General features: G+C 55.7%; 17 protein-coding genes and 1 tRNA gene. 4 read left to right on the top strand and 14 right to left on the bottom strand.

All coding sequences use genetic code 11. The features are described 5' to 3' along the window. Window positions 1-2 precede the first annotated feature (2 nt). The 5 genes from lepB to IEW09_RS00090 all read right to left on the bottom strand — a co-directional run bounded on the left by lepB (window position 3) and on the right by IEW09_RS00090 (window position 5,165). Window positions 3-830, bottom strand: a complete 828-nt coding sequence (lepB, locus tag IEW09_RS00070; RefSeq protein WP_229738958.1) for a signal peptidase I — start codon at window positions 828-830, stop codon at window positions 3-5. A 2-nt stretch (window positions 831-832) separates the two neighbouring features. After that, window positions 833-1,666: a ribonuclease III gene (gene rnc / locus IEW09_RS00075; RefSeq protein ID WP_188552153.1), complete on the bottom strand. Its 834-nt coding sequence runs from the start codon at window positions 1,664-1,666 to the stop codon at window positions 833-835. 217 nt (window positions 1,667-1,883) lie between these two features. Beyond that, window positions 1,884-3,710 (bottom strand): tetratricopeptide repeat protein, encoded by a 1,827-nt coding sequence (locus IEW09_RS00080; RefSeq protein ID WP_229738959.1) that lies wholly within the window; start codon window positions 3,708-3,710, stop codon window positions 1,884-1,886. Window positions 3,711-3,807: 97 nt separating this feature from the next. Continuing rightward, window positions 3,808-4,488 carry an anti-sigma factor family protein gene (locus IEW09_RS00085; RefSeq protein ID WP_188552154.1) on the bottom strand — a complete coding sequence of 227 codons (681 nt, stop codon included), beginning with the start codon at window positions 4,486-4,488 and terminating at the stop codon, window positions 3,808-3,810. After that, window positions 4,485-5,165, bottom strand: a complete 681-nt coding sequence (locus IEW09_RS00090; protein ID WP_229738960.1) for a sigma-70 family RNA polymerase sigma factor — start codon at window positions 5,163-5,165, stop codon at window positions 4,485-4,487. Before IEW09_RS00090 ends, IEW09_RS00085 begins: the two co-directional genes overlap by 4 nt. Before the next feature lie 221 nt (window positions 5,166-5,386). Between IEW09_RS00090 and IEW09_RS00095 the strand changes: the two genes are divergently transcribed. Next, window positions 5,387-5,462: transfer RNA gene (locus IEW09_RS00095), tRNA-Ala, on the top strand. A 16-nt stretch (window positions 5,463-5,478) separates the two neighbouring features. Here IEW09_RS00095 and IEW09_RS00100 read toward each other — a convergent pair. The 4 genes from IEW09_RS00100 to IEW09_RS00115 form a co-directional block, all read right to left on the bottom strand. Beyond that, a complete protein-coding gene (locus tag IEW09_RS00100) occupies window positions 5,479-6,603 on the bottom strand; it encodes a site-specific integrase (RefSeq protein ID WP_229738961.1) in 1,125 nt (374 codons plus the stop codon). After that, on the bottom strand, window positions 6,539-7,387 hold the full coding sequence (locus IEW09_RS00105) for a nucleotidyl transferase AbiEii/AbiGii toxin family protein (RefSeq protein ID WP_188552156.1): 849 nt from the start codon (window positions 7,385-7,387) through the stop codon (window positions 6,539-6,541). Before IEW09_RS00105 ends, IEW09_RS00100 begins: the two co-directional genes overlap by 65 nt. Beyond that, window positions 7,377-7,991: a type IV toxin-antitoxin system AbiEi family antitoxin domain-containing protein gene (locus tag IEW09_RS00110; RefSeq protein WP_188552157.1), complete on the bottom strand. Its 615-nt coding sequence runs from the start codon at window positions 7,989-7,991 to the stop codon at window positions 7,377-7,379. The genes IEW09_RS00105 and IEW09_RS00110 overlap by 11 nt, the downstream gene beginning before the upstream one ends. Before the next feature lie 783 nt (window positions 7,992-8,774). Continuing rightward, the gene (locus IEW09_RS00115; RefSeq protein ID WP_229738962.1) at window positions 8,775-9,578 is read right to left on the bottom strand and encodes a phytanoyl-CoA dioxygenase family protein; all 804 of its coding nucleotides are present in this window, start codon (window positions 9,576-9,578) and stop codon (window positions 8,775-8,777) included. Between the two features lie 157 nt (window positions 9,579-9,735). Here IEW09_RS00115 and IEW09_RS00120 point away from each other — a divergent pair, with 157 nt between their 5' ends. After that, window positions 9,736-10,836 carry a LacI family DNA-binding transcriptional regulator gene (locus IEW09_RS00120; protein WP_188552158.1) on the top strand — a complete coding sequence of 367 codons (1,101 nt, stop codon included), beginning with the start codon at window positions 9,736-9,738 and terminating at the stop codon, window positions 10,834-10,836. 253 nt (window positions 10,837-11,089) lie between these two features. Here the strand turns inward: IEW09_RS00120 and IEW09_RS00125 are convergent, their stop codons facing one another. The 3 genes from IEW09_RS00125 to IEW09_RS00135 all read right to left on the bottom strand — a co-directional run bounded on the left by IEW09_RS00125 (window position 11,090) and on the right by IEW09_RS00135 (window position 16,907). Continuing rightward, complete coding sequence (locus IEW09_RS00125) at window positions 11,090-12,646, bottom strand: sialidase family protein (protein ID WP_188552159.1); 1,557 nt, start codon at window positions 12,644-12,646, stop codon at window positions 11,090-11,092. A gap of 61 nt (window positions 12,647-12,707) precedes the next feature. Next, window positions 12,708-15,917 carry a TonB-dependent receptor gene (locus IEW09_RS00130; protein WP_188552160.1) on the bottom strand — a complete coding sequence of 1,070 codons (3,210 nt, stop codon included), beginning with the start codon at window positions 15,915-15,917 and terminating at the stop codon, window positions 12,708-12,710. Window positions 15,918-16,121: 204 nt separating this feature from the next. Next, complete coding sequence (locus tag IEW09_RS00135) at window positions 16,122-16,907, bottom strand: GntR family transcriptional regulator (RefSeq protein ID WP_188552161.1); 786 nt, start codon at window positions 16,905-16,907, stop codon at window positions 16,122-16,124. Between the two features lie 279 nt (window positions 16,908-17,186). On the opposite strand from IEW09_RS00135, the gene IEW09_RS00140 reads away from it, so the two are divergent. Together IEW09_RS00140 and IEW09_RS00145 are read left to right on the top strand one after the other, a co-directional pair. Then, a complete protein-coding gene (locus IEW09_RS00140) occupies window positions 17,187-18,110 on the top strand; it encodes a dihydrodipicolinate synthase family protein (protein WP_188552162.1) in 924 nt (307 codons plus the stop codon). A gap of 168 nt (window positions 18,111-18,278) precedes the next feature. Beyond that, on the top strand, window positions 18,279-19,490 hold the full coding sequence (locus IEW09_RS00145; protein ID WP_188552163.1) for an MFS transporter: 1,212 nt from the start codon (window positions 18,279-18,281) through the stop codon (window positions 19,488-19,490). Window positions 19,491-19,615: 125 nt separating this feature from the next. On the opposite strand, the gene IEW09_RS00150 is transcribed toward IEW09_RS00145, so the two are convergent. After that, window positions 19,616-21,757 (bottom strand): alginate lyase family protein, encoded by a 2,142-nt coding sequence (locus tag IEW09_RS00150; RefSeq protein ID WP_188552164.1) that lies wholly within the window; start codon window positions 21,755-21,757, stop codon window positions 19,616-19,618. Between the two features lie 180 nt (window positions 21,758-21,937). Further along, on the bottom strand, window positions 21,938-25,507 hold the full coding sequence (locus IEW09_RS00155; protein WP_263369008.1) for a TonB-dependent receptor: 3,570 nt from the start codon (window positions 25,505-25,507) through the stop codon (window positions 21,938-21,940). Between the last annotated feature and the right edge of the window lie 135 nt (window positions 25,508-25,642).

Below are 25,642 nucleotides of genomic sequence, written 5' to 3' on the forward strand. Positions count from 1 at the left end.
GCTTACTTAACGACCTGAAGCGTTCGGTCCCATCGGGCGAAGTCGGCCAGGGCGTCTACAGCGCCGGTGTGATGGCGATGCAATACCAGAGCATTTGAGGAACGGGCCATCGCGACCTCACTGGCCGAAGGCTGCTGCAGCGAAAAGTAGATGAGCAAGGGCTCGCCGACGATGGCGTTGCGGGGGACGAGGCCCCAGTAACGACTGTCCTCGCTGTCGTTGCGATTGTCGCCAAGGACGAAATAATTATCCGGAGGGATGGTGAGCTCGCCGTCATGGATCAGGGAGCGCATCCTGATCCACCAGCGGGAGTCGACGTCAGGGTCGGTGCTTTGCAGGCGGGGGAAGTTGTCGCGATAGACGTCGGGGGCGCTGGGCCGATAGACCGCGTAGGGCTCGGAGAGAAGAACGTCGTCGACGTAGACGTGGCCGTCGCGCAGCTTGATGCGGTCGCCGGGGAGGCCGATGACGCGCTTGACCAAGTGCATGGTGGGGTTCACGGGATAGTGGAAGACGACGACCTCTCCACGGTGGATGCGCGGTGTGGGGAAGATCCAGCCGGAGCTTCCGGGCGTGGTGATCTGCTTGTCAACCAGGAGGAAGTCTCCGACGAGCAGTGTCGGCTCCATGGAGCCGGAGGGGATGCGGAAGGGCTGGATGACGAAGGTGATGATGAAGATCGCCGTCACCATGATGACAAGCAGCGATTGGATGGCAAGCAGGATGCCCTCTTTACTGTGATGGGCGTGATGCGGAACCAGCGTGGAGGCCCCGGGAATGGAAGTGCCGGAAGGGGATGGCGGGTTGGAGTCGATGGCGGGCTGAGTCACTTCTATACCTCGAAGCCATCCTTGCGGGAACCCCTCACGATATCGTCCTTGATGGAGCGCTTTTCCGAGAGGAGGCGTTCAATGGCGATGCGGGCGGCCTCTTGCTGGGCCTGTTTTTTCGTGGAACCCTCTGATTCGGCGAGGGCGATGGAGGCGCCCTCACCATCTTCGATGCGAACTTCGACACGGAAGCGTTTCTGGTGGTCGGGGCCGCTTTGGGCTGTGAGGACGTACTGGGGCTGGCCGGCTCCGCTGGCTTGCAGGTACTCCTGCAACGCGGATTTATGGTCGCCGATGGCTCCGCTGAAGGTGTCGCCGGCCTTGAGCGCGAGATTGAGCTCGGGGAGAGCGGGTTCGATGATGTGCTTTTCGATAAAGGTGCGCGCAGCATCGAGGCCACCGTCGAGATAAAGCGCGGCGATGACGGCTTCGATGGCATTGGCCAGGAGGGCGGGCTTCTGACGGCCACCGCTCTGCTCTTCGCCCCGGCCGAGGCGGAGGAGATCGCCGAGGGCGATGCGGGTAGCCACCTCGCCAAGATGGCGGCGGCTGACGAGCGAGGCACGGAGACGGGTGAGTTCTCCTTCACGGGAGCCGGGAAAACGGCGGAAGAGAGATTCGGCCACGGCAAGACCGAGAACGGCATCGCCCAAGAACTCGAGCTGCTCGTTGTCGGAGCGGGGATCGGGCGAAGTCTCAGGATTGGTCTCGTATGCGAGCGAACGATGGGTAAGCGCCCAGGTCAACAGATCGGGCTGCTGGAAGCGGTGGTCGAACAGGGTCGATACCACCTGACTTGAGAGTGGCCGACCGGTCTTTTTGCGGCGCGTCGTCATGTCGTCCGTGCAAACCCCTGACTCTACTGTATCCCAGGGGTTGAAGCCCCTTTTCCCGGAGCTTTTAGATAGACGGCCAAGGTCGCAGCTTTGGCTCTCACTTCGAGAGATTTTGAGAAAAAGAAAGGAAAAGACCGGACTCCATGGGTTTCCCCGCTACGGGGCGAAAGCGGCGCCTTTTGTCGAAAATGACGTTTTACCTTCCTGGCGGTTGTTGCTATTTCGATGGCGGAGGTGGTCGGTATGCGTCCTTTTCGGCCTTTCCGCTGGGGTCGATGGGAGCATCTTCGTCGGAGTCGGCCTGATGTTGCTGGCCTGGAGCGGCAAATGGCTGCTTGAGACCACTTTCGGCGGCAGCCTTGGTATCGGGCTGGCTGTCGCGTACGGCGAGGGCGGCCTGATACTCTGCCAACGCCTTGTCACGGTCGGGCATTACATCGTAGAGACGCCCGAGATAGATGTGAGACCAGGCCAAGGTACGAGGATCCTTCGACGACTTCAGGGTCTCCTGAAAGTCGGTGATGGCCGCTCCGGGCTGACGCTGCATCAGATCGACGCGGGCGAGGATATAGTGCGCCTGAGCGTGATCACGCTGCGGGTCGGCGAGGACAGATTTTGCAATGGCAGAGGCACCGTCAACGTCGCCCTTGAGGAGCTTCATCTCGGCCAGCTCCAACCCTGAGAGCTGGCGGGGCACGCGGGTGACGACCTCGCTTGTTCCCTGAGCCAGAAACTCGATCTGCTTGTCGCGATGGGCCTCACGGTCGACATCCATGCCGTAGACCATCTCGCCGATATCGTCCTTCAAGCCGACGCCATCTCGTTCCATCTGGCCGAGTTTCTCGTAGAAATAAGCGGTCAGGACCCATCCCTGACGCATGGTGAGATCGACGTGCTGCTGGCGAACGGTCTCGGCGTGACGCTCGTAAGCTCCCATGGCGTCGCTGTACTTTCCGAAGGCGGCGCGGCTGGCGTTCGCCTCCGGCTTTTGAGGCTTTGGGATACCGACGTCCATGGTGTGAATCTCGACCGCTTTGATGAGGCACTCGGTCAACAGAGCAGAGATGTCTGATTTATAGGCGAAGTCGAGGGGAGCGTCCTGCACGGATTTAAGCAGAGGCACCAGCCGCTTGATAGCGGTTCCGCGGGAGTAGACCAGAGGCTCGATCTCGTAGTGGAGATAGGTGTGGCGAATCTCGTCCATATGGACGGCACCGAGCGGATCACCCGCCGGGGAAGCAACGACGATATAGTCGCTGCCGTAGACGCGTGCGTTAGTCGCTGAGGGAGCGAGCATCGGCTCCAGGAGCACGAGGAAGCGGCGGCCGTCGTAGCTGCTGACGGGGACGTGAAGGTAGATATCGGTATTAAGCACCATGCGCGTGAGCGGATCGTGAACGATCCTGAGGAGCGCTTCGTACTGGGGCCGGTGCTCGATCCAGATGGTGTGGAGATTGATATCGGTAGCGAACTTGCGCAGAAGAGGAAGGATGTTGACGACCTGGGTGGAGTCGGGAGGGAGCTGGGTCTCGTCGACGGTCGGCGAGAGCTCGGGCGGCTGAGAGAGGTAGAGCGCGAGCGAGATGTACTGGGCAAGGTTGAGACGGCTGTCGGCGAGGGTATGGCTGCGAACGTAGGCGCAGAGAGCATCGCGGCTGTTGCGAGCATCAGCTGAGGTGGTGAGAACGGAGTTGATCTCATTGCGGATCGCCAGTCGAACCGGACTCGATCCGGCGAGATCGGCGTCGTAGCCGCAGACGTTGAGACCGACAGCGATGTCGAAGAGCGGTTCGCTGGTCTCGAGCGTGACGGAAGCTCCGGCGGCTTCGGGCTGGGCGATGCGCGGGGGAGCGCTGGTCGATTCCTGTGCGGGATTGCTGCTACTGCTCGAAGAAGAGGAGGAAGAGGACTGCGCCGGTGCTGTAGCAACTAGGACAATGCCCATGCTGAGAATGGCAGCGGCTCGGAGCAGCTTCGGCCACGCGGTGAACGGCTGATGGCAGGACGACGATGGGGTAAAAGACAGTGTGATTAAAGATGACACGATAGATTCGACGCTCCCATGGAGTTTAGGGGAGCCAACATACAGGTTGCAACCTTCGCACCGGGCTGTGGGCTTGATTGTGAGGCTGAAGCTGGACTTAGCCGCGGACGGAGACACCGGCAAAGGTAAGCACGACCCTACCCCGAACCGGGGAGCCAAAGACGCTGGCCGGCTGGAAGACGCTCATCACGAGTTGATCGACAACCTGGTTCTTTACCGTTGCATCCACCGGACCGGAGACGATGTTGTAGTCATAGACGCGGCCCTCCTCGTTGACATAAGCCTCAACGACGATAGGAACATCGTGGTTGGTAGTGATGGCATGAGGGCTAACTGCCGAGTAAAGATAGTGGGGTACTGTAATAGCGCCGAGCGGCTCGTCGTTGGCCATGACGGGTTCGGGCGCGGCCACCATGCCGAGCAGCAGCATAATGCCTCCGACCAGCACGACCGATCCGGCAAATCCGGCAGAGGCCTGTACGAGCAACGGCCGAAGCGTGTTCTCCCACTTGAGGCTGAAGCTATCCTTCCAACTTGATTTCATGGCTGCGCGCTCGTGCGAGATGGCGAGGCGCAGCTTCATGCCGAGATCGGCGGGAGCTTTGGCCGGACCAAGCATCGAGAGCGATTGTTGCATGGCGCGCAGATCATCGAACTCGCGCTTGCAATCGTCGCAGGATTCCAGGTGGCGAGCGATCTCCTGCATCTGGTGGCCGGGGATTGCGCCGTCGAGATACACCGAGAACGAAGACCGAATACTGTCGCAGTTTGTGGTCATTGCGTCACCATCTCTTCGGATGAGTGCATGGCAAAGGAGGACGCGGAATTATTTTGCCGGACGGTTCGTTCGGCGAGGATGAGAGCACGTAGGGCGGAGCGTCCACGTGTGAGCCGCGACTTCACCGTGCCCAGGTTGACATCGAGAATTTCGGCGATCTCTTCGTAGGCAAAACCTTCGATCTCGCGAAGGACAACGACAGTGCGGAATGTTTCGGGAATTTGCCGCAGGGCAGCTTCAACGCGCTCGCGAACCTCGCTTTGGGCCACGTTGTCGAAGGGTGAATTGCCGTCGTCGGCAAGGGTGGCGCTGAGACAGACGCCGTTTCCATCCTCTTCGTGATCGAAGGGAGAATCGATGGTGACTTCCTGCTTCTTATGACGAGACCACCAACGGCGCTGATTAGAGGCTTCGTGCACAGCGATACGGTAGAGCCAGGTGCGAAGACTGGCGTCGCCATTAAAGCTGCGAATGCTACGGAAGACCTTGATAAAGACTTCCTGGGTGATGTCGGCGGCATCGGCTGGATCGTTGATGCTGCGGGCGATGAGGGAGTAGAGAGGCTGGTGGTACTGGGCAATGAGGATGGCGAACGCGTCCTCGGAGCCGGCTTTGAGGTCGGCTACAAGTGCAGCATCTTCGGTGCTGACGCCTATTACGCTCGCTAAATGACCCATTACGATGCCCGCCTGCATACCGGGTGTCCTTTACCTTACGACTTGAGTGAAACAACTGGCAAATAGCAAATCCCAAGCAACAACGCCGCCGGCGGCCGAGTGCTCGCTCACTCTATATGTTTAGACACCAAGAGATAGGAGATAAGTTCCCGGAAACATTCCCGGAACATTGACGAATATCCCCGGCTCCTTCAAAATAAAGAGAGTCCTTCCTAAAGAGTGGGCCTGTGGCGCAGCTGGGAGCGCGCTTCCATGGCATGGAAGAGGTCATCGGTTCGATCCCGATCAGGTCCACCAAATAACCCCTTGAAAATCAAGCGTATGCCGGAAGCGGAACACTCCCTCCCTTCCATGACTTTGTGTCATTTTGTGTCACGCGCGCAGAAGGACTGCGCCGGTTGCTGACGACTGCTCCGGCTTTAGTGGATTCTTTCCGAGTCTTTCGGGGCCGTGCATCCGACTTCCTCAACTCCGAATTGATGGAGTTGATGGTCGATTGAACACTCTCGGGAATCTCCTGCATATAGACATCCGTGGTGGTCGCGGTGCGTGAGTGCCGCATGACCCCCTGAACGTCCTTTACCGTCCCCTTCTTCTGCGCAAGAGTCGCTATCGTTCTGCGGATGACCTGGAAGGTGAGTTTGGGCAACTGGAGTTCGCGAGCGAGCTTGTGGAGGACGCGCTTACGATAGTTGTCCGTGTCGATGAAGCCTCCATCTTCGTTCTGGAAGATGAAATCATCCTCGGACACAGAAGCCGACTCCCTTTTGCCTTTGGCAAAAGCCTGCCGGGCCTTCTCTTCACACTCAAGACGCCACGCCTTCAGGTCGTCTGCCAGCTTTTGCGGAATGTGAATCACGGTAAGGCTCTTTTTGGTCTTGCCCCAATCCCGGATTTTGCCTTTGTAGACCGTTTCCGCGATGGTGAGCGTTAGAGCCTTATAGACGAATCGCTTCCACCGGAAAGCGAAAAGCTCGCTCGGGCGCAAAGCGTTCGTCATATCCAACTCAAGCAGAATGCGGTCTCGAAGATCCAACTTCGAGAGAGCCAGCTTGAGTTGGTCCCATGTCAGAGTCGTGGTGTCGGTCGCTCGCAGTTGTGCGGGGACCTTGAGCTTGCGTGCAGGGTCCTTCACAAGGAAGTCCTGGTCGACCGCCTCGGTGAAGATGTCCCGGATATACGCACGCATCTGCAAGACACGATCCTTTGATCTGGTTAATGCCAGCTTGTTGAGGTGCAATTGCAAGCTGAACTTGTCATGGTTGACCAACGGAATTTCGCCAATCGGTTCAACGATGTCCAGTTGCCAGAGGAATAAGAGAGCCTTGCGGGCTATATGAAAGAGGATGAGCAGCCGCGGTTGGGCCGGAACTTCAGAGTGCGTCTGTTGTCCGTGATAGCGGGCTTCCCGGCGCTTCGAGAGACGCAACAAACGCACGGAACTTTCCTTCAATTTCTGTTGCTGAAGTTGTCGGATAACCAAGATTTACTGCGAGAGCCTCAAGCTCCGGCTTCCATTCCGGGGCGATTTCGATTGCCGGTGGGAAAGAATGCGTAGCGCGTTGCTGAAACACCTGCTCTGCCGCCTTACGGATCGCAGCCAAGTCGAGTTGCCCCAGCATCTCCATCAAAAGAATGTCGAGAATGTCTCTGGCGCGGCCCTTCTTATACGGTCCTGTACATGCGTGAAGCTTCTGGGCAATCTGTTCGAAAATGCTCAAGCAGCGAATCGGCGTCGGTGTCCGCAGCCCCATCTCCGCAAGTCCGGGGATTTGCGGATCTATAAGGTCGACTTCACCTATCCCTGCTGGCCCCAAATCGACATCAATCGTCTGCCATGATCGGGTTTGATAACGCACGGCAAGCTCAAGGCGAATCGTATCAATTCTCTCCATCGTGATGGGCTTCGCCTTTACTTCAAACGAAAAGTCATCGAAGCCGAGGGATACTGCGTTTTGGAAACGCGTGAGCCGTTCTGCGCTGTCGCCAGCCATTCCTATATCAAGGTCTTTGGTCGCCCGCGCACTCTCGGCAAAGCGAAGCTCCATCGCAACCCCGCCTTTGAGGTAGTAATTGTCCAGGATGCCTTCAGAGACAGCGCACTCCAATACTCCGCAAACAGCCAGAAAAGAAATCCAACGGCGGAGGCGTTCCTGATCGAGACCCTCTTGCCTTGCGATTCGGGATAGCGTTTTGGGAAGAGCTTCGCGCTTAGGAGGCACTTGAACTCCTTGTGCTGGCTTGTTTCGTTACGCCATGTGCCCATTTGTTTGCCATTGTGTTCAGGCCCTTGGCATCGGCCGGCTTCAGTAGCCCCTTCTTTGTCGCGTCCGCTATTGCTTGGCGAGCCACGTCTACGCGCTTGGTGCTTTGAAGGACATCCACGATGGTTCGCTCTACTGAAGTCACCGGAATTCCTTCATACTCATTGATCTCGCCAGGAGTGATGCCCGCATGATGAATGGTGATCCATTTCGGGCGTTCGCGCCTGAGCCTTGCTGTCACGGGTACGGTGATGTGGATTCGTGCGGGGTTGACATCTGAGATCCCGTACAAGAGCAATGCAGTCTCGTGAGATATGAGGACTGAAGCAGGCCCGCCACTCGCTTGCGCCCACAGAACCGCCTCCCTGTACTGGGCCAGTCGATCTGCCGGGTAGTGTGAGATGCGGTATACCCCTCTGCTCACCCGTTCCAACCGGCCACGCTGAGCGAGGCGCACGAGGACTGAATCAGCAATACCGGCTGCACGAGCCTCCTGCGAGGTGAGAAGGCCGTCTCGCATCTCTGCAAGTGCATAGAGTTCGTCCATGCGCGTTGAAGGCATACGGCAAGTATGCGGCGCATCAGTCTGTTCTGTCAATTTAGTTCCACTATGGAATGAAATTGACATGATGGCTCAATGCCAGAGAGGTGCGTACTTCGGTCGAGAGCGCGAGTTTTCTTGGCCCTACTCTACCGGTGACAATACCTCTGCTTTATTCAACTCAAGCATAGGTTTTGTCACATTCCGTACGATCGGGCCGCTTGTCGTTCATGGTTGCGCGATTCCAAATGGAAGCGCAGCGGCCACTGAACCGCACGGTCAACTTAGGGTGAGCCAGCCCGCCACAGTCTGGCTCACAGCCCCAAAAAGTTTGTGTCAAAGTTTGTGTCAAAGGCCGCCCAGAAGGCCGGTTTTGCCGGTTTTTCCAACTTCTAAAGCCTTTTCCGTCAACAACTTACATTTTTAGGCTTTCCATGGCATGGAAGAGGTCATCGGTTCGATCCCGATCAGGTCCACCAAATATTTCAACAACTTACAGGCTTGCCGAAATTCTCGAGGGTCCATTTTGGGGCCAATAAGGGAACGCCCTTCATTTCGCACTCTCCTTCAGTATCCCGGCTACCTTTGACTGCACGTTCCTCTTCGCTGGCGTGGCCGCCTGCGAGTAGACCTCAAGCATCATTCACCGTTGCGTGCCGCAGCAGTTTCCGATGTAACCGCCTTACACAGATGACCTAGAGCATAGGCAGAGTGATCGGTGCCTCGGAGTCTGGCCATCATGGAATGATGCAGGATGGCCAGACGGAAAGCCACCTCGGCAGGAGCAATCGGACGCAGCAGCGATCAAGCTGGCTTTCCTGTGGTGGCCAGCGCAGATTTGGTTGAATAGATAATCGGGTTCAGAGGCGACGCAACTACTTCCCCTACCGCCACGCCTGGGCACCAACGTTCGATATCGGCAATCTGGTTCTTATTCTTTGGCGCAACCAGCCGCATATCTTCATCCATATAGATGATGGTCATCACCTCGCGAGGTCGATCAGTCGTATTCGCTCCTGCACGATGAAATGTCCATCCGCTATGAAAACTTACCTCCCCGAGATCGAAGACTCCCTCTTCCAGGTTGAACGTGCTAAGCGCCTGCTTCAGCGTCATCTCACTCTCGTCGCTGATTTCAAGATCACGGCCAATCTGAAAGCGATGGCTCTTCTCACAAAACGCCAGCGGCCCCATCTCGCGCGATGTCTCCTGAAGCGGTATCCACGCTGTCACCATCTTGTCACTCGATACAGGCCAGTAATATTGATCGGCGTGCCACGGAGTAATTCCTCCGCCTGCTTCTTTGTAGAGGGCCTGGTCATGATAGATGCGTACTCCTGTTACGCCCATCAACACTGCGGCGATGCTTGCCAGGCGTTTGCCGAAAACAAACTCCTTTACCCCTTCCGACTGGGTCCAGAGATTCATGATTTGAAGAAAAGCCTTGCCGTAGGTCGTGCGCTTTTCCAGCGGAGCAGCGTCGGCGGACAACTCGGCGACACGATCCGTGATGATGCGACGATAGTTCTCCAGCAGCTCCGGTGAGAACACATGCTTCAGCTTGATATAGCCATTCTCGTTGTAAAAATCAATCTGCTCCTTCGTCAAGGAAAAGGGAGCATTCAGTTCTCGACGTTGCTCTTCCCTATTCATTATGGTCACCCTTCAAGTTTTGGAAATATGATGAAGCGTTTCATCAATACGATCATGTAGCCGGTATATTTTGTCAAGACCATCTTCTTTGAGGCAGCGCTATTCTATGAAAATGAAGTCTGCCAAGACGCCTAATCTCTCTTTGCCGAAAGGCGCAACCAGTCATCGTAAGAGACCAAAAATCCAGGACGTAGCAACGCTGGCGAGCGTGTCACTCGGCACCGTATCCGCCGTCCTCAATGGAAACGGACGCATCAGCGCAGCTACACGAAACCGAGTCCGGACAGCGATTGCGAGTCTCGGATACCACCCCGACCTTTATGCGAGTAATCTCGCACGGAAGAGTACGCAGGTTATCGGTCTTGTCGTTTCAAACCTGCAGAACCCTTTCTTTGCCGAGACAGCCCAGGCAATGGAGGAAGAGGCTGGCCGTCACAATCATCAAATTTCGTTGATGGCCACAAACTTTTCGCCAGAGCGCCAGCGAGCGGCAGTAGAGCGCCTGCTGGGCGCACGCATCGCCGGTATCGCCGTCATTACTTCAGAGCACGATCAAGATGCACGCAAACTCGTCCTCGCGAGCGGAATCCCCTCCGTTTTCCTCGATGTCGACAAACCCATAAGGAACTCCGCAACCATATCCGTCGATTCGCGAGGTGGTATGCAGGCTGCGGTGGAACATTTGATCAAGTTAGGCCATCGCGATCTTCTCTTCGTCCGCAACTCCGAGAAGGAAAACGGAACGGTCCTACTCTCTCACAAGCTGCGTGATGAAGGCTTCGCAACCGCCGTACGCGCTTATAACTCGCTTGGGCTGAACACCAATACGGTCGACATCTCAGGACCCGGCGCCGATGCCGGCCAGCGCGCGATCGCCTCAGCCATTGGCCGCGTTCGCTTCACCGGAATTGTCACTGTCACGGACACAGTTGCGATGGGCGTCTATCGCGGATTGCAAGCCCGTAAATTACGTATACCCCAAGACGTCTCAGTGGTCGGCTTCGACGATGCGTACTTCTGCCGCTTTCTGAATCCTCCGCTTACAACCGTCAGCATCTCTCGCGAAGAGTTGAGCCGCATGGCTGTGGAAGCTCTTCTCCAACCGCAACTTCCTTCCGGGCGAGGACGTTCGTTTAACCTCGGCACCCACCTCATCGTGCGTGAGTCAACCGCAACACCCAATACAAAGAGCAGAACTATGCGAGCAGGTTGATCCCCTTTCACCTTCAAGAGCAATAAGCGATGCACGGAAGCAATAACTGGTTTTTTAGGGTTTTGAGGAGCTTCAGAGGCGACGGAGGCATTCAAAAAGCGCTTTTTGAAGAAGGTCCAAGAAGAGCTTCCTCTCATTCGAATTCCGTTTTCAAGGAGCTCCGCGACCTTTGACTGGCCTCCTGCTTGGCCAGATGGTTTCTCCTCCTTGCTTGTTCAAATCCATCCCTCACGCCGGCGATCCATTGCGCCCCTCAACGTAGCGAATGCATAGCGACCCGCTTGATCTTAACAACAAAGTAGGTGAACGAGCCTCCCTCAGGCACAATCAACTGGTGCGGAATCCCGGGGTCGATGTGCGCCACCGCTCCCGGCTTTAGCGGCTCGGAGACTCCATCATCGACGCCGCTGCCTCTCTGCTCTCCCGCGCCAATGGTTCGCGGATTCTTCAAATGCCCTCCGCTCACCAGCGTCGCCTCGCCCGCCACCGCGACAAAGATATCCGACCAGTCGCGATGCTCTTCCGCTTCGCCCGTCTTCACCCGCGTCGTAATCATTGTGCGATGACTGCCATATTCTCCCATCGCCTGTGCGTAGACTCCGGCTTCGCTCTTCGCCGCATCTGTCGCTGTGGCTTTCATCCACTTTTCCATCTGCTGCGCCGGAATGACTTCTGCCGTTGCTAAAGGCTTTCCGGTCAGTTGTACCCTTCCCGATTTACGGAAGCCTCTAATTCGATGGAAGGTCAGGTAATTCGCATCATGGAAGCTATGAGCTCCGCCAATGCCGTCATCGAACGCCGTCCGCGAGGCAACGATGATATCGCTCGCATCGAACTGCCAGTCGACATACTGGAAGGCATGAAAGCGCGACTCGGGATAATGCAGAACGATCTCACGCGGAGTCCAATGCGTCAGATCAGGTGAGCTCATCAGCGCCAACGTATTCCGCACACTTGCCGGCGAACTCACCGCCAGCGACTCCCCCGGGAGTGCCGGATTTGACAGCGTCCAGTAAAGCTTTGAGATCGGATCGAAGCGGATCGTAAACTTCGTCGCTCCTCCAGGAAAGTCGACAAATTGGTCTAGTTTAAGGGTGCGATCCGTAAGTTTAAGGATCGCCACACGTGAAGCATTGTTGACGCGAAGGATGTCCAGGATTGATCCGTTCGGACCCACCACTGCGTTACCTTCCAGCCATGTATCGCCCTTGTCGCCTACTGGAAACGATAGTCGATCCGAAAAGCTCCAGTTAGCCTCTTTCGTAATATCGCTGTCCACGGGTGCCCACATCACGAATGCCTGAAACGAGCCCCACGGCCCTGTCGGATGATGTTCAAACGCGCGATAAATTCTACCGTCGTGAATCACCACAGGAACAGGTGCCGTGTGGTAACCGGCGTCCTCTGTCAGGTAATGCGCCTCGCTCCACGTTGCACCGTTGTCGTCTGAGTCACGAATGACGATGCGGCCATACTCCGCAGTAGTGCCCATCAGGTAGATGCGTCTTCTCAGCACAAACAGGTTTGACCAGAACTGATCGTTGACCTCCGTCACCTTCGTCCATGTGACGCCACGGTCGTGCGAGACGAAGATCCTCGTCACTGCCGACTTCGTACTCGTTGATCCCGGCCCGAAGCAGTCATGCGACGCCACATAATCCCCATTAGGAGCAACCACGATCGAAGGCGATCCGACGTACTCCTTCGTCGAGGCAGGCTGATGGTCTATCACCACACCTGGCACTTGCTGGGCTCGTGCGCCTACTACCATCGCAAGACATAAAGCAATTCCTGTAAACCCGATACGCATCAAAGAGAACCTCCAGAAGATCCATGGTGTCCCATCTGTGGAGCCACTAATGGTTTGCAGGTCAGAACCAGAACTTAGCGGCAACCTGAATAACACGAGATGAGTTGGCAGAAGTGATCTGTCCAAAGGTAGCGGTGCCGAAGGTTCCATTCGGTGGCATGAAGTTGGGGTGATTCGCGCAGTCAAAGCATTCTCCGCGGAGTTCAAGCTTTGTCGACTCTGTGATGGGCACCGGGATATCGCGATGAATATTGAAGTCGAGGTTGTACCACGCAGGTCCCTGGACGTTCGGCGTCTTCGGGCTATTTCCGAAGGTCAATAGAGCAGGCGCGGAGAATGCATTCGTGTTGAACCACTGCGTTAGAGTGCGCTCGCTACCCGAAAGAAACGGATTCCCTGTCAGATTCGGCCGCATCATCTGGCTGAATGTTCCGGAGGTGTTGTTTGCTGCCTTGATCCATGTCTGCTGGCCCGACTGTACGGAAAAGATGCCGCCTGCCTCCCATCCTCCGATAAGAGCCGCAAAGATTCCGTGCTGTATAAAGGCTCGCCCTTCGCCGAAGGGAAGATCATACAGACCCGCCATGATGAACCGTGCCGGGATATTCGCCAGGCTCAGCCCCCGCTCCGCCTTCATGTTGTACTGATCCTGCGGATACAGACCGCTGAAGTTATCATCATTCACGTCGATGAACTTCGACCACGTAAACGCCGCCTGTAGCATCAATCCATTGTCAAATCTTCGCTGAACCTGAGCGAGCAGAGCGTTATAACTCGTGCTTTGCCCCGCATAGAAGTTACCGATATTAGCGAAGTTCGGGTAAGGTCTCATGCTCTGCGTCCCCCGACCCGCAGCCTGAACTTCGGCAATGGGGATCTGGTTGTACTGCACATTTTCCCAGAGATGTCGCGAAACACTGTTTGTATAACCTACCTGCCCGACAAAGCGCCAAGGAAGCGACTGCTGCACATCGAACGAAATCTGTTGAAAATAAGGTACGTGTGCGTTTGGATCATCATACTGTTGGTTGAGGTTATAACCGTTCGTACTCGGAGTGATCGCCGGAGTTTGTGAGAGCACAACCGCCGGAGCGTAGCCCGATGACTGCAGGGTGAAGGGCTGATCCTTCGGAAAGCGATTATATGCAGACGTAGCCCTACCCGTCAGAGGCATATAGAAGATGCCGTATGATCCGCGAATAATCGTCCCTTTGCTGAATGGATCCCAGGTGAAGCCTACGCGCGGCCCGAAGTTGCCCCACTGCGTATGCTGAATTCGATTTGCTCCTAACTGCCTCATCGTGATGATCTGCCCAGAAGCAAGATCAAAGTTCGAGCCGTTATAGTCCAGCTCGTTTGGGTTCTGTTCTACGTCATACCGTAGTCCCAGATTCAGCGTGAGGTTCTGATTGACCTTGTACACATCCTGCCCATAAACGCCGAAATAGTTCGAGCGCTCGTAGAATCGGCCGGTATTCGTGTCCGCCGTGTACTGGCTGGAAAGTCCCAACAGCAGGCTGGCAAAAGAGTTTCCTGTGCTCGTATTCGTTCCATTCGCGGTCTGCAGCGTGTTGAAGGAGTATGACGTCGCCGTCAACTGCAGGTCATTGATGTTGAATCTCCTGAAGTCCCCGCCGAAACTCAGGATATGTTTGCCCTTCACCACCGTCAGATTATCCGTTAGCTGGTACTCCTGCTGCGTCGGATCGAACCCGGGCGAGTCACCGATTCCCTGATAACCTGCCGGTGACATCGATGGCAACGCCTCTTGCACCAGGTTCGGGATCAACAGACTGTCTACATCGGTTGATGGAGTTAGCCGAGCAAGTTCTCCTCGAAGAAAGCCCACGCGAACATCATTCACAAGATTTGAGGAGAAGGTATGCGTCCATGCCATCGCTGAATCGTAGAACGTATCGATCTCACCCGTATTACCGCCCGCAGTCTTCCACGGCCGAGTCGCAATCGTGTAGGTGCGGTCGTAGGAGAGGCGCACAAAGGCAAGGTCCGCCGGATCGATCTGCATATCCACCCGGCCGTCCGCTTGGTCGTGGTTGAAGCCGCCAGCCTGGAGGTTATAGTAGTTCTGAGAAAATCCCGGCTTATTCGGTGTTACCCAGAGCGCTGCAACCTGCGTTGCGGCCTTATCCCACCTGCTCTTCGGAATCACGTTTCCCGGAAATGGATCGCGGACGACTACGCCGCTGACAATGCGCGTCGTCGCCGGGTCGAAGATCTGGTTCTTGTACACGGTCCTTCCCAGAGAGTCTGTCCCCACTGCTGCGCCCAGGATGTCCGAGAAGTCTCCCTGCTGCTCCTGCGCGGTCGGTAAGGTGAGGTTGTAGATAGACTGCGAACGTTGCCTTGTGCCTTGGTAATCGGCAAAGAAAAACAGCTTGTTCTTCTTGATTGGCCCACCGATGATCCCACCAAACTGGTTGTATACAAGCTTCGGAACTGTAGCCGCGAAGTAGTTACGCGCTGCGCCCATCCCCGAGCCACGGTAAAACTCAAAGGCGTTGCCGTGATACTTATTCGTGCCCGACTTCAGCGTCGCCGTGATAATGCCGCCCGCCATGCGACCATACTGCGCCGGAATTCCATTTGTAATCACCGCGAACTCCTGGATAGCATCCAGATTTGGCGCAATCACCGACGAGCCGCGGCGCGGATCAGTGATCGACGTCCCATCCAGCGTCACCTCGTTGGTGCGTGCACGGCCACCGCTCAACCGCGGCTGGCTGTCCGAACTCGTTCCGTTGCTCACCGCCGACTGCTGCACACCAGGCGTCAGCAGCGCCAGCGAGAAGGCCGACCGACCGTTCAAGGGAAGCTGCTTGATCGTGCCTTCCTCGATCACCGAACCCACAACCGTATCCTCCGTTCGAAGCGGTGAGGGCTCCGCCAAAACTTCCACCGTCGACGTGATGCCCCCCACCGACAACGGCATATTCAGCGAGATCGCGTCGCCCACATGAACCACGACGCCCACGTGCTTCGTATCGGTAAAGCCTGCATCGTGCGTAACAATGTCATAGGTGCCAGGTCTCAGGTTAGGCAGAACATACACGCCGTCCTTGTTCGTCAGAACCTTTTGCACAATTCCGGTCGTCATCTCACTCGCAGTCACCTCTGCTCCCGTAATGGCTGCGCCGCTACCGTCCGTAACGATCCCCTGAATGGATCCATAGACGCTTTGCCCCCTACTGGCGAGCTCTCCTGCCAAGCACACAAGCATTAAGAGGAGAATCGAGATGGTTGCTTTCTTCATGATTTTTCCCTTTCGCATAAGGCCTCATTTAAGCCAAGCGAATCCTAGCACCTATGTATTCAAACTGTCTACAAATAAATACAAGTAAAAAATATATGACTACTAATAGTCGACAATCATATTTGAAATCATTTCGGGATGATGGATCACGCGCAGATCTGCGAAGGGGAAGGTAAAAAGGAGAGAACGTCAGCCGGTGGGCTCTCAGCTTAGAGAGATGTTCGGCTTATAGATCTCCATGTAGTTAGGCATATTGTTCTTCATGGAAATCTCACGCTTGTGTCGATCAAACTCCTCCAGGCGTTCTCGCTGGCTTTCCTGCAGATGCATGGAGAGGATACGGGTGGTGGCGGCGACATCCTGACGCTCGATCGCTTCCAGCAATTCCTTGTGCTGCTGATAAATCCGCTCGAGGTCAGCGACACTGTGCCCCTTATGGCGCATGAGGAAGACGCGCATCAGAACCCGGGTCTCGCTGACGACCTTGTGAATGCGGACGTTCTGGGAGAGACCAATGAGGAGTGCGTGGAAGCTGAAGTCGGTCGCGATGAAGCGATGCATGCCTTCGACGTCCAATGCGGTCTTGCCTGATTTTTCGAGCTCTTCCTTGAGGTCGAGAACAGCCTGAACTAGCTGATGAAGTCGCTCGCGTTCTTCAGACTGAGGGAGCCCCAGGCGGGCAACCTTACTGAATGCATAGGTTTCAAGGGCTTCCCGCAATTCGCAGAGATCGAGAACATCTTCGCGGGTGAACTCAACGACAAAGATCCCGCCGTGCGTCTGTTCGAGCAAACCCTCGGCGACGAGTTGACTAATAGCCTCGCGGACGGGAGTGCGACTGCTGCCAAGTTCACGCGCGAGTTCAAGTTCGGAGAGAGCACTTCTCGCTTTAAGCTCGCCTTCTGTAATTTTGCGATGGATATAAAGATAGGCTCGCTGGCGTACCGACGAGGATGGCGATGCGTCAGGAAGCTTCCTTCTTCTGCCCATAACAAGAACATCATATCAGTGGAGTCAGTACAAATACAGAATAAAATCGGGTATTTAGGAGGCGGAGATAATACTTTGTTTCACTGTAATTTATTTTATAGTCGACATATAGGCGACTATATGGATACACTTGTGCAATCCCGAGAGGGTTCATATCTTCTCGGGTCAGAGCAATAGAGCCGACGACTCTGGTTCGATACACCGCACGACGCCTGACGCTTCTATTGTCTGGATTGACTGAATGAAGTTTTGAGATAACGAACGTTCGCAGGAGAACTTATGAAGGATTTATCTGTTCATGGCGTTTTTGCCGCTTTGCTCTTATCCCGAAACAGAGACGGATCTCTGGTTGAATCGGCTCTTGGCGACCAGCTTGATTTTCTTCTCTCTCGCGGCGTTCGCAACTTCGCCCTCAATGGAGCGACCAGCGAATACTGCCAGACGAATCCCGCCGAGCTTAGGCGTTCTCTACAGATTGTCAAAGCCACCCTCCCTTCCGACGCTTCCCTTCTCTGTGGAGTGGGCGGCGCCTGCCTCAGGGACACGCTTGCGCTGGGAGAGATCGCCATCCGAGCCGACGTGCTTGGACTTCTCGTACCCGCACCGCACTTCTTTCCATACGCTCAGGGAGATCTCATTGCATTCGTCGAGGCGGTTGCCATGCGGCTTCCTCTCCCGCAGCTTCTATACAATCTTCCGCAGTTCACCACTGGCTTCGAACCAGCTACTACCCTCGACCTGATCCGCCGCTGCAGCAATGTCATTGGCATGAAAGATAGCAGCGGTTCCCTCAAAACTCTCCGCCTGCTCGCCCGCGAGTCCATCGATACTTCCCGAATCATTGGCAACGATGGTGTTCTCGCCCAGGGACTCATCGAGGGCATCTGCGACGGCGTCGTCTCTGGTGTGGCCTGCGTTCTACCCGAGATCATCCAGCCGCTCTTTGCCCATCCTCCTGCTAGTCCCGCTTTTCTATCCGCCGCAGACAGTCTCCGGGAGGTCATCTCCCACATCGACGTTCTACCTGCTCCGTGGGGGCTCAAGGTCATCGCCGAAGAGCGCGGCATCGCGCAAGCCGTCTACCCTCTTCCTCTGTCACGTGAACGAGAGCTGCAGATTCAGTCCATCCGTGAATGGCTTCGCCAGTGGCTTCCTCACATTGAAGAGCTGCAATCTGCACTGCACGCTCGACCGACAAACTGATCTGCCCTTGTCGCACGTCGGCATGTACGCTCCCATCTGCGGAACCAGCCTCCAGAGCTGATCTACGAATCCAGATATATTCGGCACAATAGACATCACATTCAATCATGAGGGAGAAGAGGGATCAGACAGCATATACCAAAGCGTTATAAGTGGTACCTCATCGCAATGCTCTGGCTCGTCTGCTTCCTCAACTACTCGGATCGCCAAGCCATCTTCGCTCTTTTTCCGCTTCTCCGTGTCCAGTTCCACCTCTCTAACGTGCAGCTTGCGCTCATCGGCTCCTCCTTCATGTGGGCCTACGCCATCTTCGGCCCTGTTGCTGGGTGGCTCGGCGACCGTCTCTCGCGCAAATGGCTCATCCTGGCCGGACTCATCTTTTGGCTCTTCGTCACCACCACCACCATCCTGGCCCACCAGTTCTGGCAGCTCGCCGTCCTCCGCAGCCTCAACGGAATCGCCGAGGCGATCTACTTTCCCGCGGCGATGTCGCTCATCAGCAGCTATCACGACGCAACAACTCGCTCGCGCGCCATGTCCTTGCATCAGTCCGCCGTCTACGCAGGAACCATCGCAGGTGGCGTCGTCGCCTCTTGGCTTGGGGAGCACTTCGGCTGGCGCTCCAACTTTATTTGCTTCGGCGCACTCGGCTTTCTGTTGTGCATCATCCTCATCCTTTTTCTGCAAGAGCCTGTCTCCGACCTGTCTCCCAACCACGACACCAGCACCGGTAAAACAAAGGTTCCGAATCCCTCTCTCAGTAAAATTACCAAGGAGATCCTCGGCGCTCCCCCCGTGCTTCGTCTCATCATCGCCTTTATCGGCGCCAACTTCGTCGCGATGATCTTCATGGTGTGGCTGCCGACCTTTCTCTACGGCAAGTTCCATATGAGCCTCGCCATGGCCGGTATGAACGCGACCATCTACCTGCAGATCGCCTCTGTCTTCGGGGTCCTCACCGGCGGCGTTCTTGCTGACTCTCTCGTCACCCGGGATGGCGGAGGTCGCATGCGTACCCAGGCATTCGGTCTGTTGGTTGGTATGCCCTTCCTCTTCCTCGCCGGCCGAACCTCTTCTTTTGGATGGCTTATCTTCGGTATGATCGGTTTCGGTTTCGCAAAAGGCATCTACGAATCCAATATCTGGGCCTCCCTCCACGACGTTGTTAACCCACAACAGCGAGCTACCGCGGTCGGGGTCATGAATTCTCTCGGCTGGCTTGGTGGTGGCTTCGCCCCTATCGCGTTCGCCTTCGGGGCTCAGCATTTCGGCATGGGAGACTGCCTTAGCTCTACATCTCTTATCTATGGATGCGTCGCGGGGCTTCTCTTATGGAATGCAAAATGGCATGGAAGAGATCGTCGGTTCGATCCCGATTAGGTCCACCAGATAATCCATTGAATATATAGCTTTACAAAGTCGCTCGGTTGATCGCTGAATCGAAGAGGGGCCGAAAGTCCTGAAAATTCTTCATTTCCAAGTTCCAGTAGCGACATCATTATTAACTACTTTTGTGTTCGAGCCCCGCTTCTGCTGTGCTCTACGGTCAGTGGTGGTTCGACTGAGATGCGGTCGGAAAAATCTTGCCCTGTAATTAGCACCCGATGATTTTGACTATTACCACCTTGTTGCACATTAAGGTTAAGGTCGGGCTTTGGAGATAAGACGGCGGTGAACCTCACATCGGCACCTTGTTTGCGCACAAGGACGAACGACACAGGCTTCTTTAGATTGTGACCAGGCGCCTCGCCACGCATCAATTCCTGATTTGTGTCTGCCGGAATCGTCAGCTCCATCACCGCCGTATTTGAAGGATTGTCCGCGGCTTCGTCTGCGGAGAGATTTCGTGAACGTATGGACGCAACAGGGCTGTTGGGATTCGATTCCTCGCTCGCTTGTTCATTGGAGTAGTCCACAAAGCGAGCTATTAATGGCCCTCCGTCAACCGATCTCCACACATCCTTTAACAAGCCGTATCCGTTTTTCGCGGGCAGGTCGGTCACCTTTTGAGTGAAGGCAGGTTTTGCGATCTCAAGTGTGCCGGCATCGTGATATATCCAGTCGACAGTATGGAACGTGGAGGAGTGGACATGATCGGCAATCAGGCAATAGTTCGGCGTGAGCACAATGCTTCTGTCAAAGAACACACCCGGATAGATTGAGCCTGCATCCATCGTAATTGTGGTCCAATTCGGATTAGTCTTCCAGGAGATAAGTCTCCCCGTAGCGGCAGACTGGCGCTGTTCATCCACGGAGACGGTGTTGTGAGCGATGGTCATCGAATCCCATAGTTGATGGAGCGGAAGCCCATACAGTTGAGTGCCGGGGTCGATTCCCATGATGTGCCCTTGCGAATAGAGAACAAAGCTCAGCTTGTCGTAGTGCCCGTGTGGCCCTCCATGTTGTCCGAACTTAACGACCACAGTGAAGTCATTGATCTTATTGCGAAGAGCGGCAAATCCCGCCTTGTCGAAGACTTCGCTTTTAAGTGCCAACCGCGGCGGTTTCGGAGGCCTGGCCACTCCGAAGAGAAGAGCTTCACGGCTGGCCCGTCCATACTTCAACATGACGGGCAGATAGCGCGGGTTCTTTGAGGCTGTATAGGCTTGTTCGTAGAGATAATCCTGCTCGTAAAGATTTACAGGATTGCTGTCGTTGAAGGCCGGCAAATAACCATTGGGAAGGACGATACCCAAGGGCCCATTGAAGAGGGAGAGCAGAGCGGGTTCCTGCACCCACAGGTTAATGCCATGGAGTTTGGCCATCTGTGCAGTGGCGACCAACGCGCGTAACGCATAGAAGTGATAGCCAAATGTACCCTCGATCCAAAACCCCTGCGTTACGAAATTACGCATCTGAGAGCGAAAACCGATGGGGCCGTCGATAGCTTCGTGAATTAGTGTCGAGTCCTTCAACGTGAAGCCAACCGCAGCGATGGCGGCGTTAATCCATGACTGAATATTGTCGGTTGGCCCTTTGTGGGCTTTGCTGACGGTTTGATAGCTTGCCCGCAGAAGGTCGTTTTCGATATGAGCTTTTGCGCTCGCATCGAGCACACCTGCCCCTCTCACTAAATCGTAAGTCCACGCAATGTTGATAAGCCAGATGGACTCGTCAAGCGTTTGTGAGTATGCCTTTCCCCCGTTCGCCGTTGGGTTGCCATGATTGTCGTGCAAGGGCCAGCTCTGGTAGCGATCTGCATAAGCAGTCAGGATCTGCGCTGCCTCCCTCGCATATCGTTCGCGGTTGGTAAACCGATAGGCTAATCCCAAAGTCAGCGCCGCGCGACCAAGGGCATCGTTACGGAGTTGATATACAACTTGATCGAATGGGTAGCCGGAGTATTCCTTACCAGTGTCAGGACACACATTGTGGTTGGGAGGGCGAAAGCTTAGAGGTGTCCCTGTATCTGGACAGACATACCAGTGAATCCACTGACCACCTTCAGGCGGAAGTTCGACCGACTGCAGACCGAAGCGTTTTTCGTACGATTCAGGGAACGCATCCGCTTCGCGAATCAGCTCGTGCAGGCTCTCCCGGGCCCACGGTTCGGTCTTTGCAATCTCTGCGCGGCTGTGAATGTCCTGAAGTGTAAGAAACAGCGACGGAGCCTGCGCATAGGCTTGCGGCCAAGCGGCCAAAGACAAAACGAATAACACGATATGAAACCCGCACATTCGCTGGGTCCTTCGCTGTGAACACTGAAGACTCATTCTGGCCTCAAAAAGAGTGTATGTTGAGTGTCGGCCGGATGCCCCGGCCGACACCCATGAAGGTTATCGAGATAGTGCGCGCTTCCTCTCTGTTCCACTTCGCAAAGTATCTGCTTAGAAGTTAAGCTTGAGCGCTACCTGGATATTTCGCGGCAGATTGTATTGTGATGTTATTTGGCCGAAGGTTGCAGAATTGAACTGTTGATTGGGTAAACCGAACCAGACCTTGTTCAGGAAGTTGAATGACTCCAGACGAAACTGCAGCGCGACGGAGTCGTGAATGGGAAACTCCTTGATGACGGAGATGTCATCCTGAAAACCCATCGGTCCGCGCATCTGCCCGGAGGAACGCGGCACATCTCCTAGCTCGAACGCCTGCGACAGACGGAATGCGGCAGGGTTGAAGTACCCCTGCGTCTGCCCCACGGATGGCCCGCCACCAAGGCGGTGATGAACGTCGCCGGAGGTAAGCGGATTCACGCCCGTTACGAAGGTTGGACGGCTTCCGGAATACGCGGCACCTCCCGTCTGGGTGATGCCCAGTGCATAGCCGCTCTGGATGAAGCCGATGAAGTTCAGCTTCCAGCCACCGGCGAACTGATTCGCCCATCCAGGCAGGTTGCCGCCGAAGCGCTGGGCATGACCGAAGGGAAGAGTGTAATTCACATTGCCGACGATGCGATGCGGTATATCCGTAGGCTGTACAGAGCGCTCCAGACCATATCGGTAGAAGTTCTGCACGCCGGGCTGGCCGTTCGCATTGAAGCTGCCGGTAGTCACGTCTGTCGTGTTGCCTAGCAGCTTTGACCACGTGTAGCTAACGATCGCAGATAGACCCGACCTCTGCACGGTGAGGAATGCCTGAAAGGCGTGATAAGTCGACGATGCAATGTCATCCTGAATCACGGACAAAGATCCGTTCGCTAGACCCGTGTTAGGGCCGTACTGCGGAAATGCCGCCAATAATTGTTGACGCTGCACCGTGGGCGATGCGAGTGTGCCGCTAACACCCGGCTGACCATAGAACGGATTAGCTACCAAGGCTGTTAGATATGCCGACTGCACACTTGCAGGATCGCCCACAGCGCCCCAATAACGTGGCTGCAGGTCGTTGGGACGGTAAGTGATGGGCAGATGTGTTCCTTTGCTGCCTGCATAGTTTAGGTGAAGCACCATAGCGCTATTGAGTTGCTGCTCTATACCGAAGTTCCACTGTGAGTAGTACGGCTGGGGATTCTTGTACAGAAGGCCCGAGACACTGGAGCCCGTGCCAACCTGTACGCCTGCGGAAGCACCCGCGGGCAAAAGAACTCCGTTCGGGAGTGGATTATCGATCAGGGTTGTAGGACGCTGCGTGTAGGTGTATGTCTGCTGCGTGTTCTGCGAAAAGCCCAGCGTGCTGCCACCATAAATTCGCTGTGTAGAAGGTAGATAGAGTAGATCGTATCCGCCACGTACGACCGTGGAGGAATTTGGCGTCCAGGCGAAGCCTACACGTGGGCCGAATTTGTTGTAATTATTCCAGAAACCGCGTGGGTTGCCGTTGGCGCCCACATACTGCGCTCCGCCGGTGAACGGCAGCGCTCCGCTGGACAGCGGGTTTTTCGCCTGCAGGTTCAACGCAGCCCAGTTATTGTGGCGGTCAGTGAAGGCCTGGTCTCGATCGTAGCGAATGCCAAGGTTCAACGTCAGGTTGTTTCGGATACGCCAATCGTCCTGCACATACAGCGCATGATACCACTGCTGCAGCGCGAGCGTTGCCTGACGGGTAATCGACGTGCTGGTCGGCACGCCAAGCAGCAACGCCGCGATGGCATCGAACTGTGCGGGATTGCCGGATACGCCGTTCCCTGCATTGGGTCCGCGCGTCAGAGTGGAGTCGAAGGACAGACTTCCAAGCGGATTGGAGAAACCTTGCTCCATCTCATTGATCAGGCGGCCTTCATAGCCCAGAGTGAGACTGTGCTTGCCGAGTTGCCACACAAGAATCGGCATCAGCGAATGCGTGTAGTGGCTCCATTGATTGGAGTTGGTAGCGTTGCCTAACTGTTGGAAACCGCTGATGCCAACGACCGGAAAGCCTGTGGTCTGCTGCTCCGACTGGAAGTTCGATGAGAAGCCAAACTGCCCCGCATTGACGTTGTAATTGCCGGGCAACTGGATATTGCGCTGCGCGGCGAAACCGTACGTTAACTGCAGCAGAAGATTGGGAGAGATCGTCCAACTATCGCTCGCTGCAAACAAGTATCCAGCAATATTTTGGTGGATGCTGTTCGTGCCGCTGTAAGCACCGCTCAACAGGTCGTTTTCATTGTGCGCATTGGTGCCGCGTGTGCCACGGAGAAACATGCGATTCGCGCTGGAAAAATTGTGGTCGATGCGAAAGTTGAACTGGTCATCCTGGTCGCTCGTCGGTTGCGCGAATGTGTAGTTGTTAGTGAGACCTCCCTGATTTGGCAGTGGGTACAAGGAAAGCAGCTTGACCGCGACAGGGTTCAAAGTGGTAACGCCCTGGCCTACGCCAAAGCAACCATTCACATTGCAGCCGGCAGGTAGAACGGTACGGGTGTACAAATTGCCCACCTGCGTTGTGCTGTACGGGTCGTACACCAGATTCGCGCCGTTCTCTGTGAAGATGCCCTGGCGCATCAGAGCCGTCGGCACAGTCAGGGTCTGCGCAGCATAGGTCATGTTGCGCTGACCTTCATAAGCAAACGTGAAGAAAGTTTTGTCCGTGCCGTTGTAGATCTTCGGAATAAAGACAGGACCGCTAACAAAACCGCCGAACTGGTTATAGCGATGCGGAAAACGGAAATCGTCGCGTGAGGCAATGGGGTAGATTCCAGATCGCTTCTGGAAGAAGTTGGCAGCATCGAGCTTATCGTTTCTTAGAAAGTCGTACACCGTGCCGTGGAGTTTGTTGGTGCCGCTCTTAGTGACGATGTTGAGAAAGCCACCGCTGGAACGGCCGAACTGCGCGCCAGGATTCGAAGTGATGACCTTGAACTGATCCACGACCTCGGCAGTGGGCGTCAGGGCCGGTTGGCCCTGGCAGCAGAGTGTGATCGAGATGCCATCCAGCAGGATCTCGTTGTTGCCGGAGACACCGCCGTTGGAAGAGAAGTTGTTGGTCGCCGCGGCGACCAGCGCGCCGCGTGTAGTGCTGACACCGGTGCCGAAGCTACCGCCGGGATTGATACCGGGACTGAGCTGCGCCAGTGCGTACGGGTTGCGCCCGTTCAGCGGAAGTTCGTTCACCTGGCGCGCTCCCACCATATAGCTCAGTGTGGAGTTATCCGTGTTGAGCTGTTGGCCGGTGGCTGCCTGCACGGTAACCGATTCGGTATTGCTGCCAATCTCGAGCGCAACATCGAGTTGCGCTGTCTGCCCCACGGACAACGTTACCGTAGACTCCGCCTTCTTGAATCCTGGAAGACTGACGGTCACCTTGTATGTTCCGGTCTGTAGTGCCGGGTAGGTGTAGACGCCCTCACCGTTGGCCTTGGTCTGCTGAGTAACACCAGTTTCGGTTTTGGTCAGCGTCAGGACAGCGTTTGGCATAACCGCGCCTGAGCTGTCTGTAAGACGCCCTGTAATGGAGCCATTCGCCACCTGGGCCAGAGCCGGGACGGAACCTAACGCTAAGCACAGCAGGAGAAGAATTCTGGAGACTGCAAGTTTCATAAGGCCTCATGGAAGGTGAAGAAATCGGCAACCCACTTCAGGGAATGCACAGTTTGTTTTCGGAAGTGAGTTTCTCCACCCAGTTCTCCAAGTGTCCAGTTCCAAGCTGTAACGTTACGGTTACGTGTCATAAAA

Source organism: Edaphobacter dinghuensis (assembly GCF_014640335.1).
GTDB lineage: Bacteria > Acidobacteriota > Terriglobia > Terriglobales > Acidobacteriaceae > Edaphobacter > Edaphobacter dinghuensis.